At 70.1% G+C, this 16,846-nt stretch carries 14 protein-coding genes; 10 read left to right on the forward strand and 4 right to left on the reverse strand.

Going from position 1 to position 16,846, the window contains the following annotated elements; genetic code table 11:
- Window positions 1-3 precede the first annotated feature (3 nt).
- Genes SACMADRAFT_RS28205 through SACMADRAFT_RS28215 form a run of 3 tightly spaced genes read right to left on the reverse strand, consistent with a single transcriptional unit; the run spans window position 4 to window position 2,409 of the window.
- Window positions 4-1,257 (reverse strand): MFS transporter, encoded by a 1,254-nt coding sequence (locus SACMADRAFT_RS28205; protein WP_009157249.1) that lies wholly within the window; start codon window positions 1,255-1,257, stop codon window positions 4-6.
- Complete coding sequence (locus SACMADRAFT_RS28210) at window positions 1,254-1,778, reverse strand: MarR family winged helix-turn-helix transcriptional regulator (RefSeq protein WP_009157250.1); 525 nt, start codon at window positions 1,776-1,778, stop codon at window positions 1,254-1,256. Before SACMADRAFT_RS28210 ends, SACMADRAFT_RS28205 begins: the two co-directional genes overlap by 4 nt.
- A 58-nt stretch (window positions 1,779-1,836) precedes the next feature.
- Window positions 1,837-2,409 (reverse strand): YqgE/AlgH family protein, encoded by a 573-nt coding sequence (locus tag SACMADRAFT_RS28215; RefSeq protein ID WP_009157251.1) that lies wholly within the window; start codon window positions 2,407-2,409, stop codon window positions 1,837-1,839.
- Between the two features lie 74 nt (window positions 2,410-2,483).
- Between SACMADRAFT_RS28215 and SACMADRAFT_RS28220 the strand changes: the two genes are divergently transcribed.
- The 3 genes from SACMADRAFT_RS28220 (at window position 2,484) to SACMADRAFT_RS28230 (ending at window position 6,032) form a co-directional block, all read left to right on the forward strand.
- Window positions 2,484-3,764, forward strand: a complete 1,281-nt coding sequence (locus tag SACMADRAFT_RS28220) for an MFS transporter (protein ID WP_009157252.1) — start codon at window positions 2,484-2,486, stop codon at window positions 3,762-3,764.
- A gap of 17 nt (window positions 3,765-3,781) precedes the next feature.
- The gene (locus SACMADRAFT_RS28225; RefSeq protein WP_232285643.1) at window positions 3,782-4,039 is read left to right on the forward strand and encodes a YbaB/EbfC family nucleoid-associated protein; all 258 of its coding nucleotides are present in this window, start codon (window positions 3,782-3,784) and stop codon (window positions 4,037-4,039) included.
- A 70-nt stretch (window positions 4,040-4,109) separates the two neighbouring features.
- Window positions 4,110-6,032 carry a TNT domain-containing protein gene (locus SACMADRAFT_RS28230; RefSeq protein ID WP_009157253.1) on the forward strand — a complete coding sequence of 641 codons (1,923 nt, stop codon included), beginning with the start codon at window positions 4,110-4,112 and terminating at the stop codon, window positions 6,030-6,032.
- A 21-nt stretch (window positions 6,033-6,053) separates the two neighbouring features.
- Here SACMADRAFT_RS28230 and SACMADRAFT_RS28235 read toward each other — a convergent pair whose 3' ends face one another.
- Window positions 6,054-7,547: a CCA tRNA nucleotidyltransferase gene (locus SACMADRAFT_RS28235; protein WP_009157254.1), complete on the reverse strand. Its 1,494-nt coding sequence runs from the start codon at window positions 7,545-7,547 to the stop codon at window positions 6,054-6,056.
- An 83-nt stretch (window positions 7,548-7,630) separates the two neighbouring features.
- Here SACMADRAFT_RS28235 and SACMADRAFT_RS28240 point away from each other — a divergent pair, with 83 nt between their 5' ends.
- The 7 genes from SACMADRAFT_RS28240 (at window position 7,631) to trxB (ending at window position 16,846) form a co-directional block, all read left to right on the forward strand.
- On the forward strand, window positions 7,631-8,134 hold the full coding sequence (locus tag SACMADRAFT_RS28240) for an NUDIX hydrolase (protein WP_009157255.1): 504 nt from the start codon (window positions 7,631-7,633) through the stop codon (window positions 8,132-8,134).
- A 7-nt stretch (window positions 8,135-8,141) separates the two neighbouring features.
- A complete protein-coding gene (locus tag SACMADRAFT_RS28245; RefSeq protein ID WP_009157256.1) occupies window positions 8,142-10,271 on the forward strand; it encodes a DUF6049 family protein in 2,130 nt (709 codons plus the stop codon).
- Between the two features lie 613 nt (window positions 10,272-10,884).
- Entirely contained in the window at window positions 10,885-12,645 is a 1,761-nt protein-coding gene (gene murJ, locus SACMADRAFT_RS28255) for a murein biosynthesis integral membrane protein MurJ (protein ID WP_009157257.1), read from the forward strand.
- A 94-nt stretch (window positions 12,646-12,739) separates the two neighbouring features.
- The gene (locus SACMADRAFT_RS28260) at window positions 12,740-14,293 is read left to right on the forward strand and encodes a protein kinase family protein (protein ID WP_009157258.1); all 1,554 of its coding nucleotides are present in this window, start codon (window positions 12,740-12,742) and stop codon (window positions 14,291-14,293) included.
- A 58-nt stretch (window positions 14,294-14,351) separates the two neighbouring features.
- On the forward strand, window positions 14,352-14,954 hold the full coding sequence (sigM, locus tag SACMADRAFT_RS28265) for an RNA polymerase sigma factor SigM (RefSeq protein WP_009157259.1): 603 nt from the start codon (window positions 14,352-14,354) through the stop codon (window positions 14,952-14,954).
- On the forward strand, window positions 14,951-15,715 hold the full coding sequence (locus tag SACMADRAFT_RS28270) for a hypothetical protein (protein ID WP_009157260.1): 765 nt from the start codon (window positions 14,951-14,953) through the stop codon (window positions 15,713-15,715). Before sigM ends, SACMADRAFT_RS28270 begins: the two co-directional genes overlap by 4 nt.
- Before the next feature lie 135 nt (window positions 15,716-15,850).
- The gene (gene trxB / locus SACMADRAFT_RS28275) at window positions 15,851-16,846 is read left to right on the forward strand and encodes a thioredoxin-disulfide reductase (protein WP_009157261.1); all 996 of its coding nucleotides are present in this window, start codon (window positions 15,851-15,853) and stop codon (window positions 16,844-16,846) included.

The raw sequence follows: 16,846 nt of genomic DNA on the forward strand, positions 1-16,846 counted from the left end.
TCTTCACGCCACGAACCGGGCCGAATCCGGCGAGTCGGGCAACCGGAACCGGCGCAACTGCTTGTTCCGCAGCCCCAGTCCTGCCACCCCTGCCACACACAGCAGCCCGCCGGAGACTGCGGCGAAAGCGGGGGAGGTCCAGCCCGCCACCACGCCCGCTCTGAAGTTGCCCGCATCAGGGCCGGACATACCCAGCGCCAGTTCCACCGCGCTCACCCTGCCTCGGTGGGAGTCAGGGGTGGCGACCTGCACCAGCGCACCACGGGCGATCACGGCGAAGGTGTCGGCGCCACCCGACACGGCGAGGAAACCGAGCGCGAGCCACAACGGCTGGGCAAGCCCGAACCCGACGATCCCCGCACCCCAGACCACGGCAGCGAGCAGTTGGATGATCCCTGGCCTTCGGGACCGGGTCACCAGCCCAGACGCGGTGCCTGCGGCGATACCGCCCACGGCGATCGCCGAAAGGAACAGCCCCAACGTGTCAGGACTGCCGCCGAAGCGCTCGGCGTTGATCGCGGGGAACAACGCGACCGGCATGGCCAGCACGGTCGCGAACACATCGGTCAGGAAGGAGCCCGCCAGGGCCGGGCTCCGCCCGATGAACCGCCAGCCTTCCCAGATGGCGCGCGGCCCGGGCCGGGTCGGCACGCCACCGGGACGAGCAGCGGGCAGGCGCCACACCCCGTACACCGCGATCACCAGCGCCAGCGCGTCTGTCGCGTAACACGCGCCGACGCCCAGCCGCGCGGTGACCACACCCGCGGCCGCGGGCCCCGCCAGCATCGCCACCTGGAAACTGAGGTGGGTCAGCGCGATTCCGGCGCCGACCAGCCGAGGCGGCAGCAGGGTCGCGACGAACGTGCGCCGCACCGGTGCGCTCAGTCCCAGGAAGGCGGCGTGGACGGCCACCAGGCTCAGCACGATCGGCAGCGACCGAATCCCGGCGAAGGCGTGCCAGGCAAGCATCGCGGCACTGAGCAGTTGACCCACGGTGGACAGCACCACCAGCCGCCTGCGGTCGAGCCCGTCGGCGAGCGCACCGCCGATCATGCCGAACACCACGGTGGGGACGGCGTTGGCCAACCCGATCGCCCCGACCGCGACCGAACTGCCCGACAGCTGCCACACCTGAGCGAGCACACCGACCACCAGCAGTTGCCCGCCGAAGGTGGAACTGGTCGTGCTCACCCACAGTCGGCGAAACGCCGCGCTGTCGCGCAGCGGTCTGGTGTCGACAAGGCCGCCGATTCTCACTGTGTCGGTTGCTGTGGCGGTTGCGGTACCGAACGCAGGCGGCGGGCGATCCGCTCGCGGAACGGCTCCCGTGCCAGCGCCCGTTCGATGTCGCGCACCACCCGCGTCAGCGCGTAGGGGATCTCGTCGTCGAGTTCGGCGACCGCGTCCTCGGTGGCCCGCCACTCGGCCTCGATGAACGGCACCAGTTGCCTGCCCTTGTCCGTCAGCGTCACCTCGCGGGTGCGCGCGTCGGCTCCGGGGCGCGTGGCCACCAGCCCTTCCGCGCGCAGCGCGCTCACGGTCTGGCTCATCGCCGAATGCGTGACCTCCAGCGACTGCGCGAGCTGGCGGATGGTCATGGGCCCGTGGCGGGACAGCCGGATCAGCGGCATGGTGTGCCGGGGCCGTACACCCCTGACGTCGAGCCGTTCGTACAGGCGTGCGATGTCGTCGTCCATCGCGTCCAACAGCCTGCGCAGCGGTCGCCAGTGGCTGATCTCGGTCGGGTCGTGGGGTTGTCGATCGTTCGGCTCGCTCACGCCGACGATCGTAACAGCACTTATATAACCACTGTTGTAATTGCCCGTCAGGAACTACTCAGTTGCGTTGCAGATCCCCCGGGTGCGTCGCCAGCAACGCGGTCGGCAGGCCCTGCCTTCGCAACACCTGACCCCACAGATCTTTGGCGGGCGTTGCCAGCACGTCGCTCGGCAGCGCGGGCACTATCAACCAGTCACCCCTGTCGATCTCACCCGCGAGCTGCCCCGAGTCCCACCCCGCGTAACCGGCGAACACTCGAAGTCCCCGCACCCGTGCCACCAGCGAGTCCGGGTCCGCATCCAGATCCACGAGCGCGACCGGGCCACGGACGGCGATCACACCCGGCACGCTCGCCGCGGTCTCGCCGGTACGCAGCGCCGCGAGGCACAGCGCCGTCTTCTTCTCCACCGGGCCCCCGACGAACACCGCCTGCGGCTCGACCACGTGCTCGCCCCAGTTCGGCAACACCTCGTCCACCGGGACGTCGCTGGGCCTGTTGAGCACCACACCGAGAGTGCCCTCGTCGCGATGATCGATCACGAAGACCACCGTCCGGCGAAAGTTCGGGTCAAACATCGTGGGGGCAGCGACCAGGAGTGTTCCCGGCTCAACCTCGGCGTCCGCTCGCACACCTTCATGATCCCACCCACGCCGGAGCGTGACCTCGCGGTGTTGTCGGGCGCGCCGCGTTAGGCTGGAGCATCGTGACCGCGCAGGCGCAAACCGGGGCAAAGCTCGCCACCTCTCGCGCGCTGCTCACTCTCCGCGACTTCCGCAAGCTGCTCTACCTGCGGTTCGCGATGCACTGGGGCGACGGGTTGTTCCAGGCCGGCCTCGCGGGCGCGGTGCTGTTCAACCCCGAACGCGGCGCCGACCCCCTCACCATCGCGGGCGGGTTCGCCGCGCTGCTGCTGCCCTACTCCCTTGTAGGACCGTTCGCGGGTGCCCTGCTCGACCGCTGGGACCGCAGGCGGGTACTCGTCGTCGCGAACCTGTTGCGCGGAGCAGCCATCGTCGCCGCCGCTGCCGCCGTCGCCGCGGGCGCTCAGGGACTGCCGCTGTTCGCGCTGGCGCTGCTGGTCATGGGCATCTCACGGTTCGCGGGCGCCGGAGTGTCCGCGTCGCTGCCGCACGTCGTGCCCGCGCGGCGGCTGGTGGCGGCCAACGCGCTGTCCGTCACCGCAGGTGCGATGGTGGCCGTGCTCGGCGGCGCGTGTGCCATCGGGCTGCGCGCCGTCCTCGGCAGTGGGGACACCGGTTCGGCGTGGACCACCTCTGTCGCCGTCGTGGGCTCACTGGTCGCCGCCGCGCTGGCGACAAGGTTCGCGCGCGGCGGCCTCGGCCCCGACACGGTGGACGAACCGGCGAACGTGGTCAGCGCCGTCGCCGCGGGCCTCGCCTCCGGCGCGCGGACCGCCGCGCAGACCCCGACCGTCAGGGCCGGGCTCGTCGCCCTGCTCGCCCACCGCGCCGCGTTCGGCATCTCTTTGCTGCTGACCGTGTTGCTGATGCGGTACTCCTTCTCCGGCGTCGGCCCGCTCAAGGCGGGACTGGCCGGGCTCGGCGAACTGGCCGTGATGGGCGGCGCAGGCATCCTGCTCGCCGGGCTGGTGACACCGAAGCTCGTTGCCCGCTTCGGCAGGCGGGCGGTCGTCACGGGAGCCCTCGTGGCCGCCGCGGCGGCGCAGGCGGGACTCGGCCTGCCGATGGTGCTGCCCACCGTGTTGCTGGCTGCCTTCGCCATCACCGCGGCCGGGCAGGTACTGAAGCTCTCCGTCGACGCCTCTATCCAGCGAGACGTCGGCGACGAGACCCGCGGCCGCGTGTTCGCGCTCTACGACACGCTGTTCAACGTCACCCAGGTCGCCGCGGTGTCGTTCGCCGCGTTCTTCGTCCCGCTGGACGGGCACTCGGTGGGGCTGCAACTCGTTGCGATCGCGATGTATCTGCTCGGTGTCGCCGGTCACCTGGCCACTTCCCGTTAAGGTGAGCGCTTGTGACCATGGCTGGCAACGACGCGTCGACGACCGTCACATCGCGGGACGGGCTCGTCCGCGCCACCCTTGATTCCACCGGCTCGCTGACCGGGCTCGAGTTCGCGCGTACGGCGTTCGACCAGAGCGACCCGCGGACACTCGCACAGACGGTCCTCGATGTCGTACGGGAGGGCACCGAGCGGGTACGGCAACGGATCGACAGCGCTCCACCGCCGCCTGTCCCGCCGAGACCGACACCGAAACGTGCCCGTCGAGCACGCTAGATTAAGTCGGTGTGAAGCGCGCTCCGCACGCGCGGGAGCTACTGGGGACGCACTGAAACGAGGGGAAAGCGTGCGCTACCGAGTCGAGGTGGCCGATCGACCCGATGCGCTGTACGCGTTGTGGAACGGTGGCATCTACCGCGCGCAGCGCTCCACGGCGGACGGCACCGTGCTGCTCGTCGCCGAGGACGGCGAGCAGCCGCCGGAGGGTTTCGACACCGAATCGCAGGGCCGTCCCGCCAAGGTCGTGCCTGCCTCCGAGGCGGGCGCCACCTTCGCGATCCACACCTACTGCCACTACGACGACGAGCCCTACCGCGTCGAGCCGCGCTCGCGCGACGGCGAGCTGACACTGCGTTGGGTGGGCACCGACGAGCGCATGGCTGCTCAGCTGGGGCTTACCGGTCTCAGCACCACCACCGACGACCCGGAGACGCTGACCGCGCTGTGGCAGGAGCGGCACGACTTCGCCGAGGAAGGCACCCCCCGCAGCGAACCGGGTAGTGGTGACACGCAGGCGCTGCTCAGGGCGATCGGCCGCACACTGCAAGGTTTCCTACCCCACGGGTGGCAGCGTGTCGGCGCGCAGTTTCGCCAGGTCGGTGACTACTCCGAACTGGAGGTGAGGGCGGTCGCCGACGACGTGATCGTTTCGCTGTCCGCCCCACCTCGATTGGGGCAGCTGTTCACGCAGTTGCGGTCGGCGATGTACGAACCGGACGCGGGCACCTGGTGCCAGGGCACGTTCACGCTCGACTCGGAGTCGCGGTTCGACTTCGACTTCGACGCCGAGGCGGAGCCCGAGTGGCGGTTGCCGCCGCACGGCCGCACCACCGCCCGCAGCTACGACGTCGAGCTGACCTACTACCCCCGCAAGCAGGTGCCCGGCTGGCTCGCCGCACGTGCCGGGCTGCCGCTGGACGTGCCGCTGCGGACGGCCAACGTCGTCGACAGCCACGCCGACGGCGAACCGCCTGTGGTGAACCGGCCACCCTTACCCCGCGACGAGGTGCCACGCATCCTCTCCTACCTCTACCGCGCACCGGTGGCGCTGAGCAGGCCCGGCGCACTGGCGGACATCTTCCGCCCCGGGCCGCCGAGCGTGCCGGACGCCTTCCACACCGATGGCAGCTGGATCTGGCCCGCCGCCGTTCCGCACTACCTGCGCACCTACGGCGTGCCGCCGGAAGCCGACCTGCTGGAGCACATCAGGGCGAACAACTACCGGCCGCCCTACGTCGGCGCCCTGCTCCGCGCCACGGCGGAGGCGGACGTGCTCGGCAAGCCGCGACCGCCGCGAACGCCGGAAGACCTCGCCGACGAAGAGCCCGCGGACCTTGTCGAGCGCGGCCTGCTTCCCGCGCGGCCACTGCGGGCAAGTGAGGTGCTGCGAGTGCTGCGCGCCAGGCTCACCGAGCACGGCGTGCCGGAGACGGCCTACCGCATCGGCGAGGCCGCCGACGGCGCGTGGTGCCTGCGCCGCACACCACAGGGCTGGGAGGTGGCGCGCCACGACGGGGGCACACCCGTCGACTCGCGCCGCTTTCCTTGCGTGCATGCCGCCGCGGAGGCGCTGCTCGGTGCGCTGCTGCTGTATCCGGCGCGGGCATGGCACGGTCCCTCCGCCGACGCCGAGGCGCACGAACCGCCGGGCAACGCCACCGACTGGCCGATCCTTCCGCTGCGAGGCGAGCCACCGCTGACCTACTACCGGGGAAAGCGCATGGTCACACTGCCCAGTGACACCGTGCTCCGTCGCTTCGGGAACGAGAACGGCAACCTCGTGCATCCCGAGCGCACCCGGTTCCCCGAGACGTCACTTGCCTTCGAGCGGGAGTCCGACCTGCGCCACTACCGGCTACGGCGGCCGTTGCGGGTGCTCACTGGCGTGACGCTGGCGTGGGGACCACTGCCCGGAGGTGCCGTCGCCTACCTGCTGCCTCGCCACATCGGGCACCACCTGGAAACCGGCGCGCTGGAACGCGCGGACTGACCGGCACCCCACCCGCGCGGCTCACCGTGGCGGTTCGATGCCCTGCTCGGCAGCCCACCTGCGCAGCTCCGCCACCGCCTCGTCGTGCTCGAGCGGTCCCCGGTCCAGTCGCACCTCCTTGAGGTGCGACCACGCCTTGCCGACCAGCGGGCCCGGCTCGATGCCGAGTATCCGCATGATCTCGTTGCCATCGAGGTCGGGCCGAACCCGCGCGAGGTCCTCCTCCTGCTCGATGCGGGCGATGCGCTCTTCCAGATCGTCGTAGGCGCGTTGCAGGGCGAAGGCCTTGCGCTTGTTGCGGGTGGTGCAGTCGGCACGCACGAGCTTGTGCAGCCTCGGCAACAGCGGACCGGCGTCGGTGACGTACCTGCGCACCGCGGAGTCGGTCCACTCACCCTTGCCGTAGCCGTGGAACCGCAGGTGCAGGAACACCAGCTGCGACACGTCGCTGACGACGTCCTTCGGGTAACGCAGCGCGCGCAAACGCTTGCGGGCGAGCTTGGCGCCAACCACCTCGTGGTGGTGGAAGCTCACTCCGCCGCCCGGCTCGAACCGCCTCGTCGCCGGCTTGCCGATGTCGTGCAGCAGTGCGGCCAGCCGCAGCACCAGGTCCGGCTCCAGCTTCGGCTCGTGCGCGGTCTCCAGTTCGATGGCCTGGTCGAGCACGGTCAGCGAATGCTGGTAGACGTCCTTGTGCTGGTGGTGCTCGTCGATCGCCAGCCGCATCCCCGGCACCTCCGGCAGCACGTGCTCGGCCAGTCCGGTGTCAACCATCAGTTCGATACCGCGCCTCGGCGCGACGCCGAGCAGCAGCTTCGACAACTCCGCCTGCACCCGCTCCGCCGTGATCCGTGCGATCTCGGACGACATGTCCCTCATCGCGGCGATCACCCTTGGCGCGGGTTCGAACCCAAGTTGCGCCACGAACCTGGCCGCGCGCAGCATCCGCAACGGGTCGTCGGCGAAGGACTCCTCCGGCGTGGCTGGGGTGTCCAGCGTGCGCTGCGCCAGCGCCTCCAGACCGTTGTGCGGGTCGACAAACGTCTTGGTCGACAGTTCGATGGCCATCGCGTTCACGGTGAAGTCCCTGCGCACGAGGTCGCCCTCGATGGTGTCGCCGAACGCGACCTCGGGGTGGCGGCCGACGCGGTCGTAGGACTCCGCCCGGAACGTGGTGATCTCCAGCGTGGTGCCGTGCCTGGCGGCTCCCACCGTGCCGAACTCGATTCCGGTGTCCCATACCGCCTCGGCCCAGCCCGCGACCACCTGCTGCACCTGTTGCGGTCGCGCGTCGGTGGTGAAGTCGAGGTCAGGGGAGAGCCTGCCGAGCAGGGCGTCACGAACGCTGCCGCCCACGAGGTAGAGCCGGTGCCCGCGCTCGGCGAACCTGGCGGCGAGTTCGTCGGCGATCGGCGAGATGCGCAGCAACTCGGCCACCGCGTTGCGCTTCGCCCGCGTCAACCGTCCCTGGTCAGAGGTCCGCTCGGCCTCGTTCACACCGATTCCACTCCCCACGCGGTCCCCCTACTACACCCCTGGCTCAACTCGGACACGGCAAGCCAGCGTACCGGCGACGCCGTTTGCTCTAGCATCGCAGCATGCCTGGATCGGCCGGTCGCTCCGGTGGCGCCAAACCGGGACGCCGGTCCCGGCGCCGCCGTGGCAAGCGGCTGACCACGGTGAACGAGACCTCGGCGGGCGGGCTCGTCGTCGACTCACAACGCCGCAATGCCGTGCTCATCGGCAGGCTCGACCGGCAGGGCAAACTGCTGTGGTCGTTGCCGAAGGGCCACATCGAGGACGGGGAAACCACCGAGCAGACCGCGATGCGCGAGGTGAAGGAGGAGACCGGGATTTCCGCGCACGTGCTGCGGCCACTCGGCACGATCGACTACTGGTTCGTCGCCGAGCGCCGCCGAGTGCACAAAACGGTCCACCATTTTCTTCTCGAGGCCAACGGTGGGGAACTCTCCGACGAGGACGTAGAAGTGACCGAGGTGGCTTGGGTGCCGCTTGCCGAACTCGACGGCAGGCTCGCCTACGCCGACGAGCGCAAGTTGGTGCGCAAGGCTCGCGAGTTGTTCGAAGGGGCCCTGGAGTGAGCAGGCAGTGAAGAAGCTCGGCGCGTTCGCGCTGGCACTGGTGTTCCTGATCGGTAACGCGGCGCTCGGTGCTTCCGGGCAGGCCGCGGCGCAGCCCGCGGTGCGGTCGCCGGAATGGCTGCGGCTGGACATCGAGCGGATGACACCGAGACTGGCCACGCCGGATGAGGACACGCTGCGCGTCACGGGCAGCGTCACCAACGTCGGCGACCGCCGGATCAGCGACATCGTCGCGCGGCTGCAGATCGGGCAACGGCAGGGCACCGAAAGACAGCTGCGTTCCACGCTCACCGGCTCCCCCGCCACTGACGCGGGCGCCTCCGAGTGGTCGGAGGTGGCCACCACCCTCGAGCCCGGGCAAAGTGCCGAGCTGTCCATCGAGGTGCCACTGGCCGAACTCGGTTTGTCCGCGCCTGGCGTCTACCCGCTGCTGGTCAACGTCAACGGAACCCCTGCCTACGGCGGCGCCGCCCGACTGGCCGCGGTCAACCTGTTGCTGCCCGTCATCGACCCGCCCGCCGAGACCCCGCCGGTCGCGGTCTCGGTGTTGTGGCCCATCACCTCCGCGCCGAAACTGGTCGCCGACCCCCACGACGGACCGGTGGTGCTCGCCGACGACCGACTCGCCGAGGAACTCGCTCCTGGGGGCAGGCTCGACGCACTTGTCACGGCGGCCTCGGCATACCGCGACAACCCGGACGTGTTCGGGTCGCTGTGCTTCGCGGTCGATCCGGATCTGCTGGAGACGGTGGCCGCCATGGCGGAGGGCTACCAGGTGCAAAGCCCAACCGGGCCGGTGCAGGGCAGCGGCCGCGAGCAGGCGGCCCGCTGGCTGCAGGCGCTACGGGAGCTGGTCTCGGGTCACTGTGTGGTGCAAATCCCTTACGCCGACGCCGACCTCGGCGCGCTGTCGAAGGTATCGACACGGACGGACCTCGTCGCCGACGCGGTGAACAACAGCGCGGCGATACTGAACCTGCTGCGCGTGCAACCGAGGGCCGGAGTGCTGTGGCCGAACGGTTCGCTCGGTGACGCCGCGCTGCGGTCGGCGGCGGGCGCGGGCACTACGACGGTGCTGACCGACCCGGCACAGCTCGGCGCGAACGCCTCCGACAGCACTGCGATGACGACGACAGCGGGTGTGAACGCGCTCGGCTACGACAGCCTGGTCGCCTCGGCCTTCGCAGGCACGGCCAGAGCCGACTCCGTAGCCAACCAGCCCAACGTCGCCACCCAGAACGGGCTGGCGACACTGGCCTTTCGGGCAGGTCTCGGCGACGAGACGGCGGAGGCGCCGGTGCTCGTCGCGCCACCGCACGGCTGGGACGCCTCGGAGCCGGAACTGCACTCGCTGCTTGGCTCGCTGGCACGACTGCACGAGGAACGGATGCTGACCCCGGCTCCGCTGGACGACCTGCTGGCCACGCCCGCAGGCGGCAACGCCGTACTGGACGGCGCCGACGGTGCCGACCTGGCGGGTTCGCCGGTGTCTGACGAGGTCGTCGCGGGACTGTCCGACATCGAGGCCACCGCCGCCGACCTGCAGCGCGCCATGTCGGTGGACCCGACGAGGCAGGTGCAGCCGATCAGCCTGATCCAACCACTGCACAACGCAGTGCTGAGGGCCACGTCGACGGCGTGGGACAGCCCCTTCGAACGCACCGCCGCGGCGACCGCGGCACGCACGCAACTGGAAAGCCTGGGCAACCAGGTGACCGTGACGACCCCGTCCCAGCCGGTTTCCCTCGCGTCCGGGTCGAGTCCACTTCCGGTGACCCTGAGCAACGCGCTGCCGGTCGCGGTCACGGTGCGTATCAACCTCGACAACAGCGCCGGACTGCGGACCGATCGGGTGCAGGACACGCCGCTGGCGGCCAACAGCAGGGTCGGCAGGCTCATTCCCGCGGAGGCGCTTCGGTCCGGCCGGTTCAGCGTGGACGTGTCGCTCACCACGCCCGGCGGCACGGAACTGGGAACCCCGGCGAGGCTGGAACTGACCTCCAACGAGTTCGGTGTCGTCACGGTCGTACTGACCGCGACGGCGGCGGGCGCGCTGTTCCTGCTCGGGGGCCGCCGTATCTACCGCAGGGTGCGGCAACGCGGGCAGGAAGGGCAGGCCGGTTCCCGCCCCAAGTAGGTCGAGCAGGCCACGTTTGGCGGAGCACGGCTGAGTTCCCACGGTCGGCCGGATTACCCTGAACCGACCGAGCTGACCGGCGAAGATTGGGTAGGTGTTGGACGAGGAGCTGGGCTGGCCGCCCGAGCGTGGGGGCGGGCCTCCACGCCAGGAGCGGGTGCCGCCACGACCTCCGGTCCGCAGGCCACCACCACCGCCGCCGGAGCAACCGCCACGCAGGCGCCAGCCGCCACCCGAGCACAGGGACGGGCAGCCACCGAAGAGACCCGACGACGCGAACCAGCCACCCCCGCGCTACCGGGAACAGCCACCGCAGCGGCCGAGGCAGCAACCGGTCCGCAGGCCACCGCCTCCCGCGGGCCCGCCACCGGCAGGCCCGCCGCCCGCTGCGCCACCGCATGCGCCACCGCCTGGTGGGCCACCTCCGGGTCCGCCACCCGGTCCACCTGGTCCACCGCCACCTGGTCCACCGCCGCCCGGTCCACCGCCGCCCGGTCCACCGCCACGGCGCGGGCGCCCGCCCGAAACCCGGTCGAGACCGGTCCGGCCGTGGCGGCAGGACCAGCGGGGTTCGCGGCGATCCCCGACCGGCTCCGACGACGGCCAAGCCACCGTGTTCATTCCCCGCCGGGTGCCTCCCGGCGCGCGCTGGCCTGCCGCCGACCCGGACGTGTTGCGACCGTACGACGAGCTCGCCACGCGCATGATGCCGCGCATCGCCGCCGAACCCATCGGCGAGCGACTGCCGGAAGTGCAGCTGGAGCGGCCGAAAGCGGGCGCCGAGCAGGCACCGTCGCTGGCCAGGTCCAGCGGTCGGATGGCGATCGCCACGCTGACCAGCCGAATCACCGGCTTCGCGTGGAAGGTCATGCTCGCGTGGGTGGCGACGCTCGGCGTGTTGTACGACTCGTTCACCGTCGCCAACACGCTTCCGCTCATCATCAACGAGCTGCTGCTCGGTGGCGTGCTGACCAGTGTGGTCGTGCCGTTGCTGGTGCGCTCGCAGGACGACGACGACGGCGGTGAGGCCTACACCCAGCGGTTGCTGACGATGGCGATCACGGTGCTCGGCATCGGCGCGATCGTGTCCACCGCCGCGGCGCCGTGGCTGACCGCGCTGCTCATGAACGACACGGGCGACGCGAACCCGCAGCTGGCGACGTGGTTCGCCTACCTGCTGCTGCCCGGCCTGCTGTTCTACGGGCTGTTCGCGGTGCTGTCGGCCATCCTCAACGCCAAGCAGATCTTCGGCCCCGCGCAGTGGGCACCGGTGGTGAACAACCTGGTCATCTTCGCCACGATCGGGGCGTTCGCGCTGGTGCCGGGCGACCCGACCATCGTGCCGACCCAGATGAGCGACCCGCAGGTGCTGGTGCTCGGAATCGGTGTGCTCACCGCGATGGTGGCCCAGGCGCTGTTCCTGCTACCGCCACTGCGCAGGTCGGGTTTCCGTTTCCAGTGGCGCTGGGGCATCGACGACCGGCTCAAGGAGTTCGGCGGCCTCGCGCTGTGGATCCTCGGCTACGTCGCCGTCAGCCAGGTCGGCATGGTCATCAACACGCGCGTGCTCACCGCGGGAGCCGCGGGAGGACCGTCGATCTACTCCAACGCCTGGCTGCTGTTCCAGTTGCCCTACGGCGTGATCGGCGTCTCGCTGCTCACCGCGCTGATGCCCAGGATGAGCAGGGCGGCCGCCGACCGCGACTACCGGCGACTCATCGGCGACCTGTCGTACGGCTCCCGCCTCACCACACTGCTGCTGCTGCCGGTTTCGGCGGTCATGGCGGTCGCGGGCACCTCCATCGGCATCGCGCTGTTCGCGCTCGGCAGGGGATCGGTGGCCGACGCCGAGCGGCTGGGTGAGGCACTCGCCGTCTCGGCGTTCGGGCTGCTTCCGTACGCGCTGGTGATGCTGCAGATGCGGGTGTTCTACGCGATGAAGGACTCCCGCACCCCGACCCTGATCATGGTCGTGATGACGGCGGTCAAGATCCCGCTGCTGTACCTGGCCTCCTCGCAGCTGAGCCCTGTGAACGTCGTGCTCGGTGTGATGATGGTGAACTCGCTGGTGTTCGTGGTGGGCGCCGTCATGGGCCAGGTGTGGCTGTGGGTCAAGCTGGGCAACCTGCGCAGCAAGCGGGTGCTGGGCGTGATCCTGTTCACCGTGGTCGCGAGTGGTCTCGGAGTGCTGGCGGCCGCGCTGGTGGGGATGCTCGTCCCGGACGCGCTCGGCCCGATCGGACAGGCTTGGGTCAAGCTGTTCCTGCAGGGAGCAGTGGGCATCGGGGTGTCGTTCGGCGTGCTGCTCGCCCTCAAGGTGGACGAGCTCGCTCCGGTCAAACGAAGGATCACCCAGTTGCTCGGGCGCGCTTAACCCGCTTGGCCCAGATGCTACACGGTGAGGGACGCGGTTCACGTACCCTCACTCACAGAGGAGACGAGCGTTCAGGTAGGGGGTCCGACCGACAGTGGGCATCCGTACACGTGGTGGGTCGCTGGCGCCCGGCGGGGTCGTCGGCGACGGCCGCTACCGGCTGCTCGCCCAGTTCGGTATCGACGAGCGCGCAGGCGCTCACCTGTGGCGAGCCAGGGACGGACAGCTGCGTCGCGACGTCGCGCTCACCATGCTCGTCGGAGATCCCGCGGACGCCGAGGCCGCCAGGCGGGGAAGGCGCACGCTGGAGCGGGCCGCTCACGCGGCCAAGTTCAGTCATCCGGGTGTGGCCCGGGTGCTCGACGTGCTGTCGCTGGGCAACGGCATCAGCTCCAGCGAGGGATTGCTCGGCATCGTGGTCGCCGAGTGGACGAAAGGCACAGACCTCGTCGATCTCGTCGCGGATCGACCAGTCGAGCCCGCCACCGCCGCGCGGATGGTGCAAGCGCTTGCCGAGTCGGTCGAGCAGGCCCACCAGTCCGGCCTCGTGCTGGGTATCGACCACCCGCAGCGGCTGCGGATGACGCCGAACGGCAAGCTGCGCCTCGCCTTCCCCGGGCCGCTCCCCGAAACCACACTGCGCGATGACGTCAAGGCACTCGGCGCGGTGCTGTACCTGCTGCTCACCGGACGCTGGGCGCTGGAGGGTGGTCCACCCGCCCTGCCCGCCGCACCTCGTTCCCCCGGTGGAAGGGTCGTGCCCGCCCGCGCCGTGGTTCCCAGGGTCCCCGAGGAGCTGTCGGCCCTCGCGGTGCGCACCATCGAGGACGGGGGCCAGGGCGGCATCCGCACCAGCGCCGCGATCCTGCGGGTGCTCGAAAAGGTGGCCGAGGACGCCGAGCGCACCCAGCTCATCAAACAGAGCGGGCAGGAAGGCGATTCCGACGTCGACTCCGACGGCGCGGTGTGGACCACCAAGAAACCGGTGAAGGACGCGCGAAGCCGCAGAAGGCTGGCGCTCGGCGTGACCGTGCTGGTCGTCGCCGCGGTCGGCATCCTGGCCTGGCTCGGCATGATGGCGATCAGCTTCTTCCAGGACGACCCTTCGGCGAGCGGACCTCCGGTTAATCTGGCGGAGCAGACCGCAACGCGGCAACCGCAATCACCGCAGCAGAGCAAGCCCCCTCCCGCTCCCAAGGTCACGACGGGCAACCCGGTGCCGCCGAGCGACATCGACGTGTACAACCCCGAAGGTGACGGCGACGGCGTCGCCGAGGCGCCATACGCGATCGACGGCGACGCCACCACGACCTGGCGTACCGACGAGTACCGCCAGCAGTTCCCGGCCTTCAAGAGCGGGGTCGGCCTCGTCGCGACCTTCGACGAGCCGATCAACCTTTCGAAGGTGCGGATCACCGCGGACAGCCCTGGCACCTCGGTGGAGGTCCGGGTCGCCGACAGCGCCGACGCCGACCTCGACGAGACCAGGGTGGTCGCTTCGGGAAACCTCGAAGGCAGCCAGACCGAGCTCTCGCTGTCGCAGCCGACGCAGGCGCAGTACGTCATCGTGTGGGTGACAAGGCTGTCCGGTCAGGAGCCCGAGTACGCCTCCGAGTTCGGTGAACTGCTGTTCCTACCCGCGCGGTGAGCGCCACTAGCCGGGTCTGCGTGGCCGGGGGAGATGACACCCTTAGTAGTCTCTCCGCGTGACCGCACCAGCGCCCACCGATGCCGATCTGATCGCGGCCCACACGGCTGGGGACCCGCATGCCTTCAACGAACTCGTCCGGCGGCACCGGGACAGGATGTGGGCAGTCGCGCTGCGCACGGTGAGGGACCCGGAGGAAGCGGCGGACGCGCTGCAGGACGCGTTCATATCGGCGTTTCGCGCCGCCGCGAACTTCAGGGCCGAGTCCCAGGTGACGACGTGGCTGCACCGGATCGTCGTGAACGCGTGCCTGGACAGGGTGCGCAGGCGGCAGGCGAGACCTACCGTGCCGTTGCCGGAGAACGGCGGCAACGAGCCCGCCGTTCCTCGTGACTCGATGGCGGAACGAGAGACGAGGCTGGTCATCAGGCAGGCCCTCGACGAGCTTCCCGAGGAGCAGCGCGTGCCGATCGTGCTGGTGGATGTCGAAGGCTACTCGGTCGCGGAGACGGCGCGGATGCTCGACATCGCGGAAGGAACCGTGAAGAGCAGGTGTGCCCGAGGACGCGCCAAACTGGCCAAACTTCTGGGGCATCTGCGGAACCCCGGTAGCGAGGGTGACGTCCCAACTCACGAAAGCAAATCCGGGGAGGGACGATGACGGACGAAGGCACGGGGCAGGATCGGGTTCTCGGCCCCCCGTGGTCTGTCGACGTGCTCGCCGACCTGCACGCCGGGGTGCTGGACGAGCGGGAGGCGGAACGGCTGTGGCCTCAGGTGGAGGCCGACCCACAGGCGCGCGCCATCATCGAGGCCCTCGAGGCGACCACGGCCGATCTCGCCCAACTCGGTTCGCAACCGGTGGAACCCGTACCCGCCGACGTGGCGGCGCGCATCGATGCCGCGCTCGCGCAGGAGCAGGCCGCGGCGAACGGCTCGAACGTCGTGAGCCTTGCCGCCGCGAGGCGCCGCCGCAACCGCATCGCGGGCTGGGGCGGTGGCTTCCTCGCCGCCGCCGCCGCAGTGGTCGCGGCCGTGCTGATCGCCGTCCCCGGAGGCGACGACAGCACCACCCCCGGTGTCGCGCAGCCCGCGCCCTCCGACGAACCGGTTTCCGGCTCGCCGTCGTTGACGCTGGACAGCGGCGGCCTCGAAGCTGCGGTCGGGGAGGTCAACGGTGTGCGCGACTTCGGCCCACTCGGCAACGAGGCTCGGCTCGACGCCTGCCTGCAAGCGGGAGGTATCGACCCCGACACCAAGCCGGTAGGCATCCGGCCCGCGACCATCGACGGGCAGGAAGCCGTCATCGTGCTCTACACCACAGGTGAGCTCGCGCAGTTCCGGCTCGTGGCGCTCGCGCCCGACTGCGGCCCCGACAACCCCGGTCTGCTGCTCGACGAGACCGTCGGCAGGGGCGGCTGAAGCCACGACAAGACTCGATCTTCCATGGCATGGAATGAGTCGACCGTTCACTCGCGGCGCTCGTCACGTTGGGAACACTCACACCTAGGATCGTGTTGAGCCGGGTGACAGGTGTTGTCGAAGCGGAGGTCACTGGTGGCTGAAGAGCAAGTCCGTAACCTGATCATCGTGGGGTCAGGTCCGGCCGGGTACACGGCCGCCGTGTACGCGGCGCGTGCCCAACTGGAGCCGTTGGTGTTCGAGGGCTCGCAGTACGGCGGCGCGCTCATGACGACGACCGAGGTGGAGAACTACCCAGGCTTTCGGTCCGGCATCCAGGGCCCCGAGCTCATGGAAGAGATGCGCGAGCAGGCCAAGACGTTCGGTGCCGATCTGCGGGCCGAGGACGTCGAGGAACTCGACGTGGTGGGCCAGGTCAAGTACGTCACGGCGGGCGGCAAGCGGTACGCCGCGAAAGCGGTGATCCTGGCCATGGGCGCGGCAGCGCGCTACCTCGGCGTGCCCGGTGAGCAGGAGCTGCTCGGGCGCGGTGTGTCGGCGTGCGCCACCTGTGACGGGTTCTTCTTCCGTGACCAGGACATCGCCGTGGTCGGTGGTGGTGACTCCGCGATGGAGGAGGCCACCTTCCTCACCAAGTTCGCCCGCACCGTCACGATCGTGCACCGGCGCGAGGAGTTCCGCGCCTCCAAGATCATGCTGGAGCGTGCGCGCGCGAACGAGAAGATCCGGTGGAAGCTGAACTCGCAAGTCGCCGAGGTGCTCGGTGACGGCAAGGTCTCCGGGCTGCGGCTGAAGGACACCGTCACCGGCGAGGAATCGACCCTGGATGTCACCGGGTTCTTCGTCGCCATCGGCCACGACCCCCGTAGTCAGCTGGTGCGTGGCCAGGTCGACCTCGACGACGAGGGCTACGTACTCACCAAGGGCCGCACGTCCTACACCAACGTCGAGGGCGTCTTCGCGGCAGGCGACCTTGTCGACCACATCTACCGGCAGGCCGTCACGGCCGCCGGATCGGGTTGCTCGGCGGCCATCGACGCGGAACGGTGGCTGGCGGAGAACGCCGGTGTGGAGGAAGCTGCCGAGGCGTCCGAACTGGTGGGCGGCGGCTACGCGGCCCGCGCGAACTGA

This window comes from Saccharomonospora marina XMU15 (genome assembly GCF_000244955.1).
Lineage (GTDB): Bacteria > Actinomycetota > Actinomycetes > Mycobacteriales > Pseudonocardiaceae > Saccharomonospora_A > Saccharomonospora_A marina.

Bases quoted from the DNA above. Each gene is read 5' to 3' on its own strand.
- SACMADRAFT_RS28225 (WP_232285643.1), top strand. From the start codon at position 3,782: ATGGCTGGCAACGACGCGTCGACGACCGTCACATCGCGGGACGGGCTC.
- SACMADRAFT_RS28240 (WP_009157255.1), top strand. From the start codon at position 7,631: ATGCCTGGATCGGCCGGTCGCTCCGGTGGCGCCAAACCGGGACGCCGG.
- SACMADRAFT_RS28270 (WP_009157260.1), top strand. From the start codon at position 14,951: ATGACGGACGAAGGCACGGGGCAGGATCGGGTTCTCGGCCCCCCGTGG.